The sequence below is a fragment of the Embleya sp. NPDC055664 genome (assembly GCF_053618075.1).
On the sequence record NZ_JBSHGZ010000008.1, the window covers coordinates 217,725 to 233,779 of the forward strand.

The 16,055-nt window shown below is 73.7% G+C and carries 13 protein-coding genes; 9 read left to right on the forward strand and 4 right to left on the reverse strand.

Annotated features, from left to right (window positions below; genetic code table 11):
* Positions 1-46: 46 nt before the first annotated feature.
* Positions 47-1,222 carry an ADP-forming succinate--CoA ligase subunit beta gene (sucC, locus tag ACWGR4_RS17145; protein ID WP_078975664.1) on the forward strand — a complete coding sequence of 392 codons (1,176 nt, stop codon included), beginning with the start codon at positions 47-49 and terminating at the stop codon, positions 1,220-1,222.
* 16 nt (positions 1,223-1,238) lie between these two features.
* On the forward strand, positions 1,239-2,123 hold the full coding sequence (sucD, locus tag ACWGR4_RS17150; protein ID WP_126637535.1) for a succinate--CoA ligase subunit alpha: 885 nt from the start codon (positions 1,239-1,241) through the stop codon (positions 2,121-2,123).
* 76 nt (positions 2,124-2,199) lie between these two features.
* Here the strand turns inward: sucD and ACWGR4_RS17155 are convergent, their stop codons facing one another.
* Entirely contained in the window at positions 2,200-3,378 is a 1,179-nt protein-coding gene (locus tag ACWGR4_RS17155) for an RNA polymerase sigma factor (RefSeq protein WP_452133631.1), read from the reverse strand.
* Positions 3,379-3,518: 140 nt separating this feature from the next.
* Here ACWGR4_RS17155 and ACWGR4_RS17160 point away from each other — a divergent pair, with 140 nt between their 5' ends.
* Complete coding sequence (locus ACWGR4_RS17160; protein ID WP_452133632.1) at positions 3,519-5,501, forward strand: cell division protein PerM; 1,983 nt, start codon at positions 3,519-3,521, stop codon at positions 5,499-5,501.
* Here the strand turns inward: ACWGR4_RS17160 and ACWGR4_RS17165 are convergent.
* Positions 5,498-6,157 carry a hypothetical protein gene (locus tag ACWGR4_RS17165; protein ID WP_380005293.1) on the reverse strand — a complete coding sequence of 220 codons (660 nt, stop codon included), beginning with the start codon at positions 6,155-6,157 and terminating at the stop codon, positions 5,498-5,500. The genes ACWGR4_RS17160 and ACWGR4_RS17165 overlap by 4 nt on opposite strands.
* Positions 6,158-6,503: 346 nt before the next feature.
* Between ACWGR4_RS17165 and purN the strand changes: the two genes are divergently transcribed.
* Together purN and purH are read left to right on the forward strand one after the other, a co-directional pair.
* Positions 6,504-7,148, forward strand: coding sequence for a phosphoribosylglycinamide formyltransferase (purN, locus tag ACWGR4_RS17170; protein WP_380005291.1), 645 nt, complete (start codon positions 6,504-6,506; stop codon positions 7,146-7,148).
* Positions 7,145-8,731, forward strand: a complete 1,587-nt coding sequence (purH, locus tag ACWGR4_RS17175; protein WP_452133630.1) for a bifunctional phosphoribosylaminoimidazolecarboxamide formyltransferase/IMP cyclohydrolase — start codon at positions 7,145-7,147, stop codon at positions 8,729-8,731. The genes purN and purH overlap by 4 nt, the downstream gene beginning before the upstream one ends.
* 84 nt (positions 8,732-8,815) lie before the next feature.
* On the opposite strand, the gene ACWGR4_RS17180 is transcribed toward purH, so the two are convergent.
* Positions 8,816-9,478, reverse strand: a complete 663-nt coding sequence (locus tag ACWGR4_RS17180) for an RDD family protein (RefSeq protein ID WP_452133629.1) — start codon at positions 9,476-9,478, stop codon at positions 8,816-8,818.
* A gap of 238 nt (positions 9,479-9,716) precedes the next feature.
* Here ACWGR4_RS17180 and ACWGR4_RS17185 point away from each other — a divergent pair, with 238 nt between their 5' ends.
* The 3 genes from ACWGR4_RS17185 to ACWGR4_RS17195 all read left to right on the forward strand — a co-directional run bounded on the left by ACWGR4_RS17185 (position 9,717) and on the right by ACWGR4_RS17195 (position 13,218).
* Positions 9,717-11,906, forward strand: a complete 2,190-nt coding sequence (locus ACWGR4_RS17185; RefSeq protein ID WP_452133628.1) for an FUSC family protein — start codon at positions 9,717-9,719, stop codon at positions 11,904-11,906.
* Complete coding sequence (locus ACWGR4_RS17190; RefSeq protein WP_380005283.1) at positions 11,903-12,760, forward strand: bifunctional methylenetetrahydrofolate dehydrogenase/methenyltetrahydrofolate cyclohydrolase; 858 nt, start codon at positions 11,903-11,905, stop codon at positions 12,758-12,760. Before ACWGR4_RS17185 ends, ACWGR4_RS17190 begins: the two co-directional genes overlap by 4 nt.
* A gap of 80 nt (positions 12,761-12,840) precedes the next feature.
* Positions 12,841-13,218 carry a DUF3017 domain-containing protein gene (locus tag ACWGR4_RS17195; protein ID WP_380005281.1) on the forward strand — a complete coding sequence of 126 codons (378 nt, stop codon included), beginning with the start codon at positions 12,841-12,843 and terminating at the stop codon, positions 13,216-13,218.
* Positions 13,219-13,270: 52 nt separating this feature from the next.
* On the opposite strand, the gene ACWGR4_RS17200 is transcribed toward ACWGR4_RS17195, so the two are convergent.
* Complete coding sequence (locus tag ACWGR4_RS17200) at positions 13,271-14,659, reverse strand: type I glutamate--ammonia ligase (RefSeq protein ID WP_380005279.1); 1,389 nt, start codon at positions 14,657-14,659, stop codon at positions 13,271-13,273.
* A 263-nt stretch (positions 14,660-14,922) separates the two neighbouring features.
* Between ACWGR4_RS17200 and ACWGR4_RS17205 the strand changes: the two genes are divergently transcribed.
* Positions 14,923-15,912, forward strand: coding sequence for a malate dehydrogenase (locus tag ACWGR4_RS17205; RefSeq protein WP_380005277.1), 990 nt, complete (start codon positions 14,923-14,925; stop codon positions 15,910-15,912).
* Positions 15,913-16,055: the final 143 nt, after the last annotated feature.

Sequence of the window (16,055 nt, forward strand, 5' to 3'; positions counted from 1 at the left end):
TGCGCATGTTCCGCATATCCGATCGCGATCACAAGGACGGACCCGCGTGGACCTGTTCGAGTACCAGGCGAGGGATCTCTTCGCTAAGCACGGTGTGCCGGTTCTGCCCGGTGAAGTCGTCTTCACGCCGGAGGAGGCACGGGCCGCCGCCGAGCGTATGGGCGGCAAGGCCGTCGTCAAGGCTCAGGTGAAGGTCGGTGGCCGCGGCAAGGCCGGCGGCGTGAAGCTGGCCTTCAGCACCGACGAGGTCGTCGAGAAGACCGAGCAGATCCTCGGCCTCGACATCAAGGGCCACATCGTCAAGAAGGTCATGCTGGCCGGGCTGGCCAAGCCGGTGGACGAGTACTACGTCTCGTTCCTGCTCGACCGCACCAACCGCACCTTCCTCGCGATGGCGTCCGTCGAGGGCGGCGTCGAGATCGAGGTCGTCGCCGAGGAGAACCCCGACGCGCTCGCCAAGATCCCGGTCGACGCGATCGAGGGCGTGACCGAGGCCAAGGCCCGCGAGATCGTCGAGGCGGCGAAGTTCCCGGCCGAGCTGCACGACCAGATCGTCGCGACCCTCAAGACGCTGTGGACCGTCTTCGTCGAAGAGGACGCCACGCTCGTCGAGGTGAACCCGCTGATCAAGTCCGAAGAGGGCAAGATCATCGCGCTGGACGGCAAGGTCTCGCTCGACGAGAACGCCGACTTCCGCCACCCCGACCACGAGGCGCTCGAGGACAAGGACGCGGCCGACCCGCTGGAGGCGGCGGCCAAGGCCAAGGGTCTGAACTACGTCAAGCTCGACGGTTCGGTCGGCATCATCGGCAACGGCGCGGGCCTGGTCATGTCCACGCTCGACGTGGTCGCGTACGCCGGGGAGAACCACGGCGGAGTCAAGCCCGCCAACTTCCTCGACATCGGCGGCGGCGCGTCCGCCGAGGTGATGGCGAACGGCCTGGAGATCATCCTGGGCGACGCCGACGTCAAGTCGGTCTTCGTCAACGTCTTCGGCGGCATCACCGCGTGTGACGCGGTCGCGAACGGCATCGTGCAGGCGCTCGAACTGCTGAAGCAGAAGGGCGAGGCGGTCACCAAGCCGCTCGTCGTGCGACTGGACGGCAACAACGCGGAGCTGGGTCGGCAGATCCTGACCGACGCGAACCACCCGCTGGTCCAGCAGGTGGACACCATGGATGGCGCGGCCGAGCGGGCCGCCGAGCTCGCTGCCGCGAAGTAAGGGAGACCGACCCAGCATGGCTATCTTCCTGACCAAGGACAGCAAGGTCATCGTCCAGGGCATGACCGGCTCCGAGGGGATGAAGCACACCCACCGGATGCTCGCCTCCGGGACGAACATCGTCGGTGGCGTGAACCCGCGCAAGGCCGGCACCACGGTCGACGTGGACGGCACCGAGGTACCGGTATTCGGCACCGTGGCCGAGGCCATGGAGGCCACCGGCGCCGACGTCACCGTGGTCTTCGTGCCGCCGAAGTTCACCAAGGACGCCGTGGTCGAGGCGATCGAGGCCGGCATCGGTCTCGCCGTGGTGATCACCGAGGGCGTGCCGGTGCACGACACCGCGCAGTTCTGGGCGCTCGCCGGCGCCAAGGGCAACAAGACCCGGATCATCGGCCCGAACTGTCCCGGCCTGATCACCCCCGGTCAGTCCAACGCGGGCATCATCCCGGCCAGCATCACCAAGCCGGGCCGGATCGGTCTGGTGTCCAAGTCGGGCACGCTGACCTACCAGATGATGTACGAGCTGGCCGACATCGGCTTCTCGACCGCCGTCGGTATCGGTGGCGACCCGATCATCGGCACCACGCACATCGACTGCCTCCAGGCGTTCCAGGACGACCCGGACACCGACGCGATCGTGATGATCGGCGAGATCGGCGGCGACGCCGAGGAGCGTGCCGCGGCCTACATCGCCGAGCACATCACCAAGCCGGTCGTCGGCTACGTCGCGGGCTTCACCGCCCCCGAGGGCAAGACCATGGGCCACGCCGGCGCCATCGTCTCGGGCTCCTCGGGCACCGCGCAGGCCAAGCAGGACGCGCTCGAGGCCGTCGGCGTCAAGGTCGGCAAGACGCCGTCCGAGACGGCGCGCCTGATGCGCGAGATCATGGCCGGCTGACCCACCCGGTCACCGACGACGCCCCGCACCCCGCCGTTTCCGGTGGGATGCGGGGCGTCGTGCCTTCCCCGGCCGGTCAGGGCGACGCCGGCCGGCGCAGCCCGTTGTTCACGCAACTCGTGTCGAGGACGAAGGCCCGCTCCGGGGCCAGCAGCCGGCCCGGCCCGGTCGCCGCGGCCCCCGTGCCCGCCCGCAGGTCGGCCGTGGTCCGGGCACCGGTGGGCGTTGCCGGTCGGAGCAGCGGCGCGAGCCGCTCCGGGGCGGCGGGGGCGGGCGTCACGCCGAGGGCCGGTTGCCCGTCCGCGGGCGGCGCGGGGGACGGCGGCGCAGGAGCCTCGGGCGTGGCCGGTGCCGCGGTCGGCGCCTCCGTGCGCTCCGCGGGCGCGGGCGGGGCCGCGGCGGGCGCCGGCGGGGTCTCGTCCGCCGCCGCGGGGGCCTTCGCGGGCATCGGCGGCACCGGGCGGGCCACCCCCGGGCCGGTGAGCGGCCGTACCCGGTCGCCCGCGCGCGAGTCGCGGGAGGTGCCCGGGGTGAGCAGCCGGGGAAGCGCGGCCACGAAGAGCGCCAGGATCGCCGCGACCACCACGGTGACCAGCGTCGCGGTCCGCGCCCGGCTGCCCACGCGCGCGGCGTGGGCCCGGGGGACCTGCGGCGCGTGGCGGGCGGCCAGGTCGCGGGTGAGCGTGCTCAGGAACGCGTGTGCCTCGGCGCAGTTCGGCGACGGGCCGGTGATCGCCGGGATCCGGTCGGCGAGGTCCTCGTGGGCGTGTATCAGCCGGATCCGGGTCACCTCGGTGGTCGCCTCGGTCTCGGCCGCCACCTGCTCCGGGGACAACCCGAACAGGTGCCGCAGGACGAAGACCCGGCGCCGGTGCGCGGGCACCCGCTGGAGCGCGCGCAGGAGCGCGATGTCCTGGTCGCGCCGCGTGTCGTCGTAGGCGTGCGGAACCACCCGGGCGGTGCGGTCGGGGTGCGGTACGAGCCGCCACAGCGCCCGGCGGACCAGGAACCGGCGGCCCAGCGCGAGGTCGCCGGCGACCGTGCGTACGTAGGCGGCGTCGGCCGGGGTGTCCGCCGCGTCCGGCAGGTCGCGCCAGACCCGGGCGAAGGCGTGCCGGGTCACGTGCGCGGCTCGTGTGGGGCTCGCGGTCAACAAGAACGTGTAGCGCGCGATGTCGGGGGCGGTCGCCGCGACCAGGGCGTCGAACCCCGGGGCGCTCGCGCGCGGGACCGTGTGCTCGTCGTCGATGCCCATGAGGGGCTGAGGTACCCGAGGGTCGACCGAAAATGCATATTAAATGCTTATGGTCGAGCAAATGGGGTGTCTTGCCCCGCTCGGCAGGCATATGCGGCCCGGATCGCAGTCGCGCGGGCACCATGGGGATCGTGACCGAAATGCCGGAAACCGAGCGTGGCTCGTCGGCGCCCTGGGCGGTGGTCCGAGCCGGCCCGTGGGCCGGCGTGGAGAGCCTGCTGGGGCGCCGCTCCGGGCCCTTCGAGCATGCCTTCGAGCAGCCGCCCGCGCCGTCGAGCACGCCCCCCACCTCGCTCGACGAGACGGCGGAGCCGGCTCGCGCAGCCGACGCGGTACACACCCACGACACGCCGGCCCCGACGCCTCGGCAACCCTCGGCGGCACCGGACACGGCGCACGCGCCTTCGGCGGCACCCGAGGCACCGGAAACGGCCTACGAACCCCCGGCGGCGCCCCCGCGCCCCGACGCCCCGCCCCCGGTCGTTCCGCCCAGGCCCGACCGTCCTCCGGACGTCCTCCCCGCGCTCGCCCCGGTCGAGACCCCCGACGCCTGCGAACCGCCGCCCGCCCGCCCCTGGGGCCCGCCCGCGCCCACCGGTTCGACGCTGCCCGCGTGGTCCACGCTGCCCGGCGCGGCGGCCCTGAGCGCCCTCGCCGCGTACCGTCCGGACACCGCCCGGATCGCCCAGGCGCTGGCCCGAGGCGTGGTGTCCGCGCTGCTCGTGGCCGCGGCCGGGCTCGGCACGGTCGCCCTGCTGGTCCTGATCGTGGCCACCTGCGGCGTCGGCTCGGGCAGCTTCGACCACCCCCAGGCGCTGTTGCGCGTGGTCGGCGGGATCTGGCTCGCCGCGCATCACGTCGGCTTCGAGGTCGTGGAGACCAGCCACGCCGCCACCGGCTCCGTCGCGCCGATCGTGACCGTGGTGCCGCTGCGGCTCGCCCCGCTCGGCCTGACCGTCCCGCTGATCTGGCTGCTGTGTCGGATGGGCCGACGGCTCGCCGACGGCGTCGCCGGGACGGTGCTCGTGCTCGCGGCGCAGGTGCCGGTGTACACGGGCCTGATGTACGCGGTGGCCGCGGGTGTCGGCACCGCGAGCGTGCGGCCGGTCCAGGACACGGTCGCGGTCGCCGGGATCGGTGTCCTGGTGGCGGGTGTGCTGGGCGCGTTCGGCCCGATCCTGGTCCGGGTGCCCGCGGTCCGCGCGAGTCTGGCCTCGGCCGCGGTGCTCGCGGCGGGCGGGGCGCTGCTGGTCCTGGTCTGTCTGTTCGCCCACGCGGGGCAGATCCGCCTGGCCCTGAAGCTGACCACGAACGACGCGGTCGGCTTCGCGGCGCTGGCCGTGTTGTGCGCGGCCCTGGTGCCCAACGCGATCGTGTGGGCGGTGTGCTACGCGGCCGGCACCGGCTTCGTGCTGGGCGCGGCCACCACCATCGCGCCCACCGGCAGCACGTTCGGCACGCTGCCCACGCTGCCGCTGCTCGCCGCCCTCCCGGGCCCCGCGACGGTGCCCTCCACCGCATGGGCGCCCGCGGTGCTTCCGGTGCTCGCGGGCGTCGTGGCGGGCTGCTTCGCGGCCCGTGCCGAGCCGCCCCGGTCCTGGCTCCCGGTCACCGCGCACGCGGTCGGCGCCGGTGTGGGCGTCGGCCTGCTCGCCCTCGCCTCGACCCGCCTGGCCACCGGCACGGCCGGCCTGGCCAACCTCGCCGACCTGGGCCCGAACGTATGGCGCACCGCCGCCGCGCTCACCGTCGAGATCGCCCTGGTCGGCGCCCCCGCCGCCCTGGCCGCCACGTGGTGGCGCGGCCGGGAGCCCCGGAGAGGCCCGGCGGACCGGCCCGGCCCGGACGACGCGACGACCCCAGGGAGCCCAGGGAGCCCAGGGAGCCCGGCAAACCCGCAGACCCCGGAAAGCCCGAAGGCCGCCCCCGCCACAGCGGAGACGGCCCTCGCCTCGTTCCATCCCGACCCGACCGACGCGGGAGCGCACCCGCTCCTCGAATCCGCGGAACCCCGAAACACAAAGCCCCGAAACGCCGAGCCTCGCAACTCCGAGCCCCGCAACTCCGAGCCCCGAGACTCCGACCCCCGAAGGGCCGAGCCCCGAACCCGGCAGGAGCCCTAGAACGTGCCGTCCACGACCCAGTGGTACCGGTCCGGCAGCTTGTCCAGGCAGCGCTGCTCGCCCGTCTTGGTGAGCGCGCTGTCCATGCAGTCGTAGTAGTCCTTGTTGACCGCCTCGAAGGTCCACACGCCCAGCACGTAGACCACCGCGATCGCGCCGGTGACCAAACCCGCGAGCGCGGCGCCCGAGCGGGCGCGGGCCGGCCGGCGCACGCGCGGCCGGTGGGCCGGGCCGCCGGGGGCGTGCCCCGGGTGTCGGGCGGTACCGCCCGGGCCCTCCTCGATCCGCGGCCCGGCGGTGGCCGGGGTGGTGCCGCGGACGGTGCGAATGCCGAGTGCCAGAGCGACCACACCCAGCACCACGCCGAGCACCAGGCCCAGGTCGGACGGGAAGAACAGGGCGAAGAACACCGCCCACACCCCCGCCCACAGCGCCAGGCGCGCGTTGCGGACCCGGACGTCCTTCGGGTCGGGCTGCTCGCGCGGCTCGCGCGGCGCCCGCTGCGGCCGGTCCTCGCGGCCCTGCCGGTTGCCTCCGTTGCCGTCCCCTCGCCCGTTGCCGGGCACGTTCCACGGGGCGGCCGGCGGGCGGTCGGGCGTACCCTCCGGCGGCGGGGCGTAGGGATCCCGCTCGTCGGTCTCGTTGCCGGTACTCATCCTCTGCCTGCCCTCGTCGTGCCGGATCGCGGGATTCCCTTCCCAGGATCGTACGTGTGCGGGGTGCACCGTAGCCGGGCGGCGGCGTCCGCGGGGCCCGGAGGCCCCCGTCGACCGCGGCCCGTGGGCCCGTCGACCGGATCACGCCGGCACCGCCGATGGCATCCCACCCCGCCGGTTCGGTACTGCCTACCCCCTGACGCTATCGTTGCCGACGTACGGGCGCCGCTCCGTGTTCCCGCCTCTTGTCGGGGAACGCCCGCCGGACCCGTGCGAGATCCCGGCGAGAGCCCGAATCCCTTGGGTGCCCCTCCCGCCCTTCCCTTCCGGAAAGAGCTTGAAAGCAGTGGCCGTTCACGCCCCGCGCACCCCCGGGCCGGCCCGGCTCGTCGTCCTCGTCTCCGGCTCCGGCACCAACCTGCAGGCCCTGCTCGACGCGTGCGCGGATCCCGCGTACGGGGCGCGCGTGGTGGCCGTGGGCGCCGACCGCGACAACATCGCGGGGCCGGCCCGCGCCGAACGCGCCGGTGTACCCACCTTCGTCGAGCGGGTGTCCGACCACCCCACCCGGGCCGACTGGGACGCGGCGCTCGCCGCCGCGGTCGCCGCGTACGAGCCCGACCTGGTCGTCTCGGCCGGCTTCATGAAGATCCTGGGCCCGCGCTTTCTGGCCCGCTTCGAGGGACGCACCGTCAACACCCACCCCGCACTGCTGCCCTCGTTCCCCGGCGCGCACGGCGTCCGGGACGCGCTCGCGTACGGCGCCAAGGTGACCGGCTGCACGGTGCACCTCGTGGACGCCGGCGTGGACACCGGGCCGATCATCGCTCAGGGCGTCGTCGCGGTCGAGGACGGCGATCACGCCGACGGCGGCGAGGCGTTGCACGAGCGCATCAAGACTGTCGAGCGCACCCTGCTCGTCGAGGTCGTGGGCCGGCTGGCCCGCGAGGGCTACCGCATCGAAGGAAGAAAGGTCCGGATCCCCGCATGACTTCCGCCGCCCCCACCCCCACCCCCGCCGACCAGGACGGGCTGCGCCCGATCCGTCGCGCGCTGATCAGCGTGTACGACAAGACCGGCCTGGAGGAGCTGGCCCGCGGCCTGCACGCCGCCGGGGTCGAACTGGTCTCCACCGGCTCCACCGCCGGCCGGATCGCCGCCGCGGGCGTGCCCGTGACCAAGGTCGAGGAGCTGACCGGCTTCCCCGAGTGCCTGGACGGCCGGGTCAAGACGCTGCACCCGCGTGTGCACGCCGGCATCCTCGCCGACCTGCGCCTGGAGTCGCACCGCGCGCAGCTCGACGAGCTGGAGATCCGGCCGTTCGACCTGGTCGTGGTCAACCTGTACCCGTTCACCGCGACCGTCGAGTCGGGCGCCACGCCGGACGAGTGTGTCGAGCAGATCGACATCGGCGGGCCCTCGATGGTGCGTGCCGCGGCCAAGAACCACCCGTCCGTGGCCGTGGTGACCAGCCCGGACCGCTACGCCGACGTGCTCGCCGCGATCGAGGCCGGCGGCTTCGACCTCGCGCAGCGCAAGCGGCTCGCGGGCGAGGCGTTCGGCCACACCGCCGCGTACGACGTCGCGGTCGCGTCCTGGTTCTCGAGCAGCTACGCCCCGGCCGACGACGAGGGCTTCCCGGCCTTCCTCGGCTCGGTGCGGCGCCGCGAGAACGTGCTCCGCTACGGCGAGAACCCGCATCAGGCCGCCGCGCTCTACGTGGACGGCACCGGCGGCCTGGCCGGCGCCGAGCAGCTGCACGGCAAGGAGATGTCCTACAACAACTACCAGGACACCGACGCGGCCCGCCGCGCCGCCTACGACCACGAGCAGCCGTGCGTGGCGATCATCAAGCACGCCAACCCGTGCGGCATCGCGATCGGCGAGACCGTCGCCGAGGCGCACCTGCGGGCGCACGCGAGCGACCCGCTGTCCGCCTTCGGCGGCGTGATCGCGGTCAACCGGCCGGTGAGCGTGGCGATGGCCGAGCAGGTCGCGGAGATCTTCACCGAGGTCATCGTGGCGCCGGGCTACGAGGACGGCGCGGTCGAGGTGCTGGCCCGGAAGAAGAACATCCGGGTGCTGCGCGCGCCCGAGGCGCCCGCCACGCCGGTCGAGTTCCGCCAGATCGACGGCGGGCTGCTGCTTCAGAACGCCGACCGCTACCAGGCGCCCGGCGACGACGCGGCCACCTGGACGCTGGCCACCGGCGAGCCGGCCGACGCCGAGACGCTGCGCGACCTGGTGTTCGCCTGGCGGGCGGTACGCGCGGTCAAGTCCAACGCGATCCTGCTCGCGACCGGCGGCGCGACCGTCGGGGTGGGCATGGGCCAGGTCAACCGGGTCGACTCGGCCCGGCTCGCGGTGCAGCGCGCCGGTGAGCGGGCGGCCGGCTCGGTGGGCGCGTCCGACGCGTTCTTCCCGTTCCCCGACGGCCTGGAGGTGCTGATCGAGGGCGGCGTCAAGGCGGTCGTGCAGCCGGGTGGTTCGGTCCGCGACGAGCAGGTGGTCGAGGCCGCGCGCGCGGCCGGCATCACCATGTACTTCACCGGGACCCGGCACTTCTTCCACTGATCCGGTCCGATCGACCGGCGGCCCCGGACACACGCGAGGCGCGACCCCGAACGGGGCCGCGCCTCGCGCGCGTCGGTGGGGGGCTCAGACCTTGACCACGACCGTCGAGCAGACCTTGTCGGCGAAGGTCTGCTTCTTGTCGTCCCACAGCGGCCACAACAAGCCGAGGAAACACGTGATGATGTCGAGGAAGTGCGAGATGGCGCGGACGATGGCCATCCCGAAGCCGACCGGCATGCCGTCCCGCTCGCGCAACACCTTGATCCCGACCGCCTTCTTGCCGATCGTCTGACCGGTCTTGCCCTGGCGGTAGAGCTGGAAGAGACCGAACAGGAACGAGAGCACACCGCCGACGACCATCAGCACGATCGGCCCGGACCCACCGTCGTAGGTGGTCGTCTCGCTGCCGTCGAGGTTGCTGGTGGTCTCGGTCTTGTCCATGTACATCCCGAACCCGATGTAGTACGGGATCATCACCGGCAACATGACGAGCCAGTCCAGGAGCGCCCCACCGACGCGCCGACCCCAGCTCGCGCAGTAGTCGCCGAGATTCTGCGGCGGCCCGTAGCCGTACGGCTGGGCGTAGCCGGCCTGCTGACCGTAATCCGGCTGGCCGTAGGCCGGTTGGCCGTAGCCGGGCTGGCCGTAGGCAGGTTGACCGTAACCGGGCTGTTGGCCGTAGCCCGCGCCTTGGCCCTCGGCGCCGTACCCGGGCGGCGGGCCGTACGGACCCGGAGGTTGGGACATGTGGAACTCTCCCCTGAGAACGCGCGCACACCCGTGCGCGACGCCGGTGACCCCCGGGCATGTCGACGCGCGAGCGCCGTATCCGAGCCCGGCGTCGCCCCCACGACCCGAGAGTCCATTGGAGGCGGCACCTTATACCGAAGTGGTTGGCGCCGGGTAGGTCCCCGCCGGTTCGGTGAGCGGGATCATGCGCGAGTGGGACTTGGCATTCCCGGCGAAACGTGCGTTGCATGGGAGCATGCAGGATCAGGCGACCCCGGGACCCCATCCGGAACGTGCACCCCTCGCGTTGCCGCCCGGGCCCTCGGCGGACCCGAACGGGCCGCCGACGTTGCCTCCGTTCCCGGCGGTGCATCCGCCGGAGCTGGGCCCGCAGAACCAGATCAGGCCGCTGGTCACGCTCACCGGGAAGGGTTTCACCTGGGCCGCCGGGATCCGCGCCGCGCTCGGCGTCGGCATCCCCTTCGCGATCGTCACCGCCACCCTCGGCCTCGGCGACGCCACCTTCGCCGCGCTCGGCGGCTACACCGTCCTGTACGCGGCCAAGGAGCCCTACGCGCGTCGCGGTATCACCCTCGCGCTGGTCGGCCTGGGCCTGGCCGTGTCGCTGATGCTGGGCTCGCTCGCGGCCGGCACGCCGCTGTTGTACGTCCCGGTGATCACCGTGGTGGCCGGCGTCGCCACCTTCCTGTGCGGCGCGCTCCAGGTGGACCGTCCCGGCGGGTACATGTTCACCCTGGTCTGCGCGATGGGCGCGTTCCTGCCGCACCAGCCCGACCGGGTGCTCGAACGCGGCGCCCTCGTGCTCGCGGGCGCCGCCGGGGCCTGGCTGGTGTCGATGTCCGGCTGGCTGGTGCGCCCGCGCCACCCCGAGCACCTGGCGCTCGCCGCCTGCTTCGAGGCGCTGGCCGACTTCTTCGCCGCGATCGGCGACCAGCCGAGCGACGCCGCCCGGCACCGCGCCTCCGAGACCGTGCACAGCGCGTGGGTGACCGTGCTGCGCGCCGACACCAGACACAACCGGCGCACCGGTGAGGCCCGCCGCCTGCGGGTGTTGTGCCGACGCGCGCTCGACCTGTTCCAGGCCGCCCAACTGCTCGCCGTCGAGCGGGACCGGCCGCTGCCGGCGGAGATCACCGAGACCGTGCGCGCGCTGGCCGGCGCCGTCGGGCGGCCCACCCTCGTCCCGGTGCTGCCCGCGGTGCTCGCCGACACCGAGACCGACGCCGAGCGCACGCTGCGCACCGCGCTGCGGGCCGCCGCCGCGGCGGCCGGGCAACCCGCGGTCAAGGAGGGCGAGATCATCCCCGGCCGGCGGCCCAGCGCCTGCGAGCGGCTGCGCGCCGCGTTCGACCGGTCATCGCTGGTGCCGCCGACCGCGCTGCGCACCGGACTCGGCGTCGGCTCGGCCGCGCTCGCCGCCGCGCTGCTGCCGGTGGTGCACCCCGTGTGGGTGGCCATCGCGGCCGGTGCAGCGCTCCAGGGCGGCAATGTCGTGCTCGACTTCGGCCGGGTGCTGCAACGGGCGATCGGGACCCTGCTCGGCGTCGCGGTGATCGCGCTGTTCTTCCACGACCTGCGGCCCGACCAGTGGCTGGTGGTGATCGTCGTCGCCCTGCTGTTCGGCGCCACCCAGACGGTGATCGCCCGCAACCTCGCCGTGGGCGCCGCCTGTGTGACCCCCGTCGGCCTGTTCCTGGCCGCCGCCGGCAGCCCCGGCGCACACGTGGGCGACCTGGCCGCCACCCGGATGATCGACACCGTGCTCGGCCTGACGGTCGGCCTGGTCGCGAGCCTGGTGTTGTGGCCGCGCGCCTCGGCCACCCGGCTGCCCCGGCAGCTGGGCCGGGCCATCCGCGCCGAGGCGATGTTGCTGCGCGCCACCGTCACCGGGCAGATCGTCGACGATCCGGCCTGGGGCAGTACCCGCCGGGCGGCGCGCCGCGAACTGATCGACCTGTGGAGCGTGTACGAGTCCGCGCTCGGCGAGATCACCGGCCGGCACCTGGACGCGGAACGCCTGTGGCCCGCCATCGTCACCGCCCAGCGGCTGGGCTACCGGCTGATGACCGCGCCCGAGACCTACCGCACGGATCCGCCCGAGCCGATCCCCGAGGACGACCTGGCCCGACTCGACGCCTACGTCGAGGAACTGGCCTCGGCCGCCGAGGAGCGCCGCCCCCCGACCCTGCCCGAACTCCCGGATCTGTGGGGGTATCCGGTATTGCGGCAACACCTCAAGCGGCTCGGCCGGGTGATCACCCGTGCGAACGAACCGGTGGCGGCCCGACCCCTGCCCGCGTTCGTCCGGCGGCGCATCCTGGCCCCGCCGGCGCGGCTGCTGTACGGGGTCCGCCGCACGGCCGGCCCGGATACGGGACAATCGCAACGACCGGCCCGGAACCGTGGACCAGGAGAGACAACTTGAAGGCGCAGATCCTCGACGGCAAGGCCACCGCCGCCGCCATCAAAGCCGAACTGGCCGTACGGGCCGAGGCCCTGAAGGCCCGCGGCATCACGCCGGGTCTGGGCACCGTGCTCGTGGGCGACGACCCCGGCAGCCACTCGTACGTGCGCGGCAAGCACCGCGACTGTGCCCAGGTCGGCATCGCGAGCATCCAGCGCAACCTGCCCGCCGACGCGACGCAGGACCAGGTCGAGGACGTGGTCCGCGAACTCAACGCGGACCCCGCCTGTACCGGCTACATCGTGCAGCTGCCGCTGCCCCGGCACCTGGACGCCAACCGGGTCCTGGAGCTGATGGACCCGGACAAGGACGCCGACGGCCTGCACCCGACCAACCTCGGCCGGCTGGTGCTCGGCCAGGAGGCGCCGCTGCCGTGCACGCCGCGCGGCATCGTGGAACTGCTGCGCCGGCACGACATCGAGATCAACGGCGCCGAGGTGTGCGTGATCGGCCGGGGGGTCACCGTCGGCCGCCCGATCGGCCTGCTGCTCACCCGCCGGACCGAGAACGCCACGGTGACCCTGTGCCACACCGGCACCAAGGAGCTGCCGTTCCACGTGCTCCAGGCCGACATCGTGATCGCCGCCGCCGGGGTGCCCGGACTGATCAGCGCCGACATGGTCAAGCCCGGCGCGGTGCTGCTCGACGTGGGCATCACCCGCACCGAGCACGGCCTGGTCGGCGACGTGCACCCGGAGGCGTACGAGAAGGCCGCGTGGGTCGCGCCGATGCCCGGCGGGGTGGGTCCGATGACCCGCGCGATGTTGCTCACCAACGTCGTCGAGGCCGCCGAGCGGCAGGTCACCGGTCTGTGACCCGGCCGCGACCGGCCCGGGGCCGCACTGCTTCGGGCCGGTCGCGGCATCGCTCGCCCTGTCGATGAGAGGTGGACGTGGTGGCAACGACTCGGGGGCGACGCAGGGACGGCAGGAGGAAGGATCCGGGCACCTTCCCGCCCGAGGGCGGCGGCTCGCCGACCGGCCCCGGGCGGCTGCGCGAGTGGCCCGCGACGGTGGTCTTCGGCTGCCTGTTCGCCGCGCTGCTGACCGCGGCGCTGAGCGGGTTCCGTCCCGCCGCGATGATGGTCGCCGGGACCTTCCTGGTCGCCGCGCTGTTGCGGGTGTTCGTGTCCGACGTGGGGGTACTGGCGGTCCGCAGCCGGTTCACCGACGTGGCCATGATGCTGTTCTTCGGCGGCGCGGTCCTGCTCCTGGGGCTGAGCATCCCGGAACCGCTGGTCGACCTGCCGTGGGTGCCCAAGCGCACCGGCTAGGGCCGGCCGTACCGGCGCGCCCGGGTCGGACCCGGGCGCGGCCGGGTCGGGTCTAATACAACCGGCGCGCCTCGGCGGCGATCTCGCTCGGGGTCATCCCGGCGGAGCGGGTGATCTCGGCTCGGCGGACCGCGGTGATCGCGTCGAACAGGGTTTCGCCCAGGGCCTCGCGCAGCACCGTGCTCGCCTCCAGGGCGGCCAACGCCGCCGCGGGGGAGCCGGGCAGGCGCGGTACGTCGCCGGCCGTCGAGGGGTCGCCCGGCACCTCCACCGGCAGCCGCAGTCCGTCCTCGAGCCCGGCCAGACCGGCCGCGATCACCGTGCCGACCACCAGATACGGATTGGCGGTCGCGTCGAAACACTTGAGTTCGGCGTTCGCGGTGTGCTGCCGCTCGCCCGCCATCCCGGTGACCAGCCGCATCGCGGCCTCGCGGTTCTCCAGGCCCCAGCAGCGGTACACCCCCGCCCACTGGGCCGGGACCAGACGCAGATGACTGGCCGCGCCGGGCGCGCCGATCGCGAGCAGCGCGGGCAACTCGCGCAGCACACCGGCCAGGAACGCCTCGCCCTCGCGGGTCAGCCCCTGCGGCCCCTCACCCCCGTGGCACAGGTTCGTCCCGTCGCGCCACGGCGAGAAGTGCAGATGCGCGCCGTTGCCCACCTCGCCGGGCACCACGCACGGGGCGAAGCTGACCGCGTGCCCGTGCCGGGCGGCCACCGCCCGGATCGTCTCGCGCACCAGGACCGTGGTGTCCGCCGCGCCGACCGGGTCCTCCGGGGCGACGGACACCTCCAGCTGGCCGGCCGCGTATTCCGGATGCACCTGCAACACGCGCACGTCCTGCGCGGCGAGCGCGCGGATCAGCTCGCGCAGCTGGGCGGACACCCGCACCACCCGGGTCATCCCGTACGCGGCCTTGTGGAAGGCGGGCACGAAGCGGCCGGCCGCGTCCTCGGTGCCGGTGACCCACTCGACCTCGAAGCCCATCCGCAGCGACAACCCGCGCAACCCGGCGCGGGCGGCCATCCGCCGGGCGAAGGTGCGCTGGCAGCCCGCGTACGGCACGCCGTCCTGGGTGTAGCGGTCGCCGGGCGCCCAGGCCCAGCCCGGCTGCGCGGCCAGCGGGCGCAGCGCCGTCAGGTCGGGGACCAGGCGCAGATCGCCCGCCGGACCGCCGACCAGGTTGCCCGCGGTGATCGAGTCGTCGGCGAGGAACACGTCGAACACGGGGGAGAAGCCCACGCCGTGCACGGCGACCGCGTCCAGGCGGGAGTACGGGACGGTCTTGACCCGGGTGATGCCCGCGTTGTCGACCCAGCCGAGCGCCACCGCGTCGATCGGGTCGACCGACGCGCCCTCGACCACAGGTGCGATCGGCGCGAGCGCGGGTTCCGGCACCGCCGCCGGGATCGACGCGACGCGGTCCGGTGACATGCACATCGGGATCACCCTTCGAGGCCGTGCGACTTCGATCCGTCACGAACCTACCGGCCGATTCCGCCGAAACGGAAACCGGCGAACCCGACGCACCCCGGCGGAGCGGGTGAGCCCGGATGCGCGGCCGGGGCGAACCTCACACCGGTGGGTGGCCGAGCCGCCCCGGAGGCGGGGGTAGTGTGGCCGCGAAAAGTATCTCGATGCCGAGCTACCGGCGGACTGCCATCGGCGTCGGATCCCGCCGCAGCAGAGGAGACCCGCGCGCAATGTCCCGTACCCCCGTCAACGTCACCGTCACGGGCGCGGCCGGTCAGATCGGCTACGCGCTGCTGTTCCGCATCGCCTCCGGTCACCTGCTCGGCCCCGACACCCCGGTCCGCCTGCGCCTCCTGGAGATCCCCCAGGCGGTCAAGGCCGCCGAGGGCACCGCGATGGAGCTCGACGACTGCGCGTTCCCGCTGCTCGCCGGGATCGACATCTTCGACAACCCGACCGACGGTTTCGCCGGCGCCAACGTGGCTCTGCTGGTCGGCGCCCGCCCCCGCACCAAGGGCATGGAGCGCGGCGACCTGCTGGCCGCCAACGGCGGCATCTTCAAGCCGCAGGGCGAGGCGATCAACGCCGGCGCGGCGGACGACATCAAGGTGCTCGTGGTCGGCAACCCGGCCAACACCAACGCGCTGATCGCGCAGCAGCACGCGCCCGACGTACCGGCCGAGCGCTTCACCGCGATGACCCGCCTGGACCACAACCGCGCGCTGACCCAGCTCGCGAAGAAGGCCGGCGTCGCGGTCACCGACATCGCGAAGCTGACCATCTGGGGCAACCACTCGGCCACCCAGTACCCGGACATCTTCCACGCGCAGATCGCCGGCAAGAACGCCGCCGAGGTGGTCGACGACCGCACCTGGCTCGCCGACACCTTCATCCCCACCGTCGCCAAGCGCGGCGCGGCGATCATCGAGGCGCGCGGCGCGTCCTCGGCGGCGTCCGCGGCCAACGCGGCGATCGACCACGTGCACACCTGGGTCAACGGCACCGCCGACGGTGACTGGACCTCGATGGGTGTCGTCTCGGACGGCTCCTACGGTGTGCCCGAGGGCCTGATCTCGTCCTTCCCGGTCGTCTGCAAGGACGGCAAGTGGGAGATCGTCCAGGGCCTGGACGTCAACGAGTTCTCCCGGGCGCGGATCGACGCCTCGGTGCAGGAGCTGGCCGAGGAGCGCGACGCGGTGCGCGAGCTGGGCCTGATCTGAGTCGGAGCCGGCGCCTTCGCGGCGCCGGCCTCACGCGGAATCGACCGGGGGCGGGGCCGAAGGCCCCCCCCCCGGGTGTTGGGGGGGCCGGGCGCGCCCCCGCGCGGGCCCCCGCCCCACAACCACGGCCCCGGCGGGGACCA

Excerpts from the sequence above, each read along its gene's own strand:
- sucD (WP_126637535.1), top strand. The coding sequence starts at position 1,239 with ATGGCTATCTTCCTGACCAAGGACAGCAAGGTCATCGTCCAGGGCATG.
- ACWGR4_RS17155 (WP_452133631.1), bottom strand. The coding sequence starts at position 3,378 with ATGGGCATCGACGACGAGCACACGGTCCCGCGCGCGAGCGCCCCGGGG.
- ACWGR4_RS17160 (WP_452133632.1), top strand. The coding sequence starts at position 3,519 with ATGCCGGAAACCGAGCGTGGCTCGTCGGCGCCCTGGGCGGTGGTCCGA.
- ACWGR4_RS17165 (WP_380005293.1), bottom strand. The coding sequence starts at position 6,157 with ATGAGTACCGGCAACGAGACCGACGAGCGGGATCCCTACGCCCCGCCG.
- purH (WP_452133630.1), top strand. The coding sequence starts at position 7,145 with ATGACTTCCGCCGCCCCCACCCCCACCCCCGCCGACCAGGACGGGCTG.
- ACWGR4_RS17180 (WP_452133629.1), bottom strand. The coding sequence starts at position 9,478 with ATGTCCCAACCTCCGGGTCCGTACGGCCCGCCGCCCGGGTACGGCGCC.
- ACWGR4_RS17185 (WP_452133628.1), top strand. The coding sequence starts at position 9,717 with ATGCAGGATCAGGCGACCCCGGGACCCCATCCGGAACGTGCACCCCTC.
- ACWGR4_RS17200 (WP_380005279.1), bottom strand. The coding sequence starts at position 14,659 with ATGTGCATGTCACCGGACCGCGTCGCGTCGATCCCGGCGGCGGTGCCG.
- ACWGR4_RS17205 (WP_380005277.1), top strand. The coding sequence starts at position 14,923 with ATGTCCCGTACCCCCGTCAACGTCACCGTCACGGGCGCGGCCGGTCAG.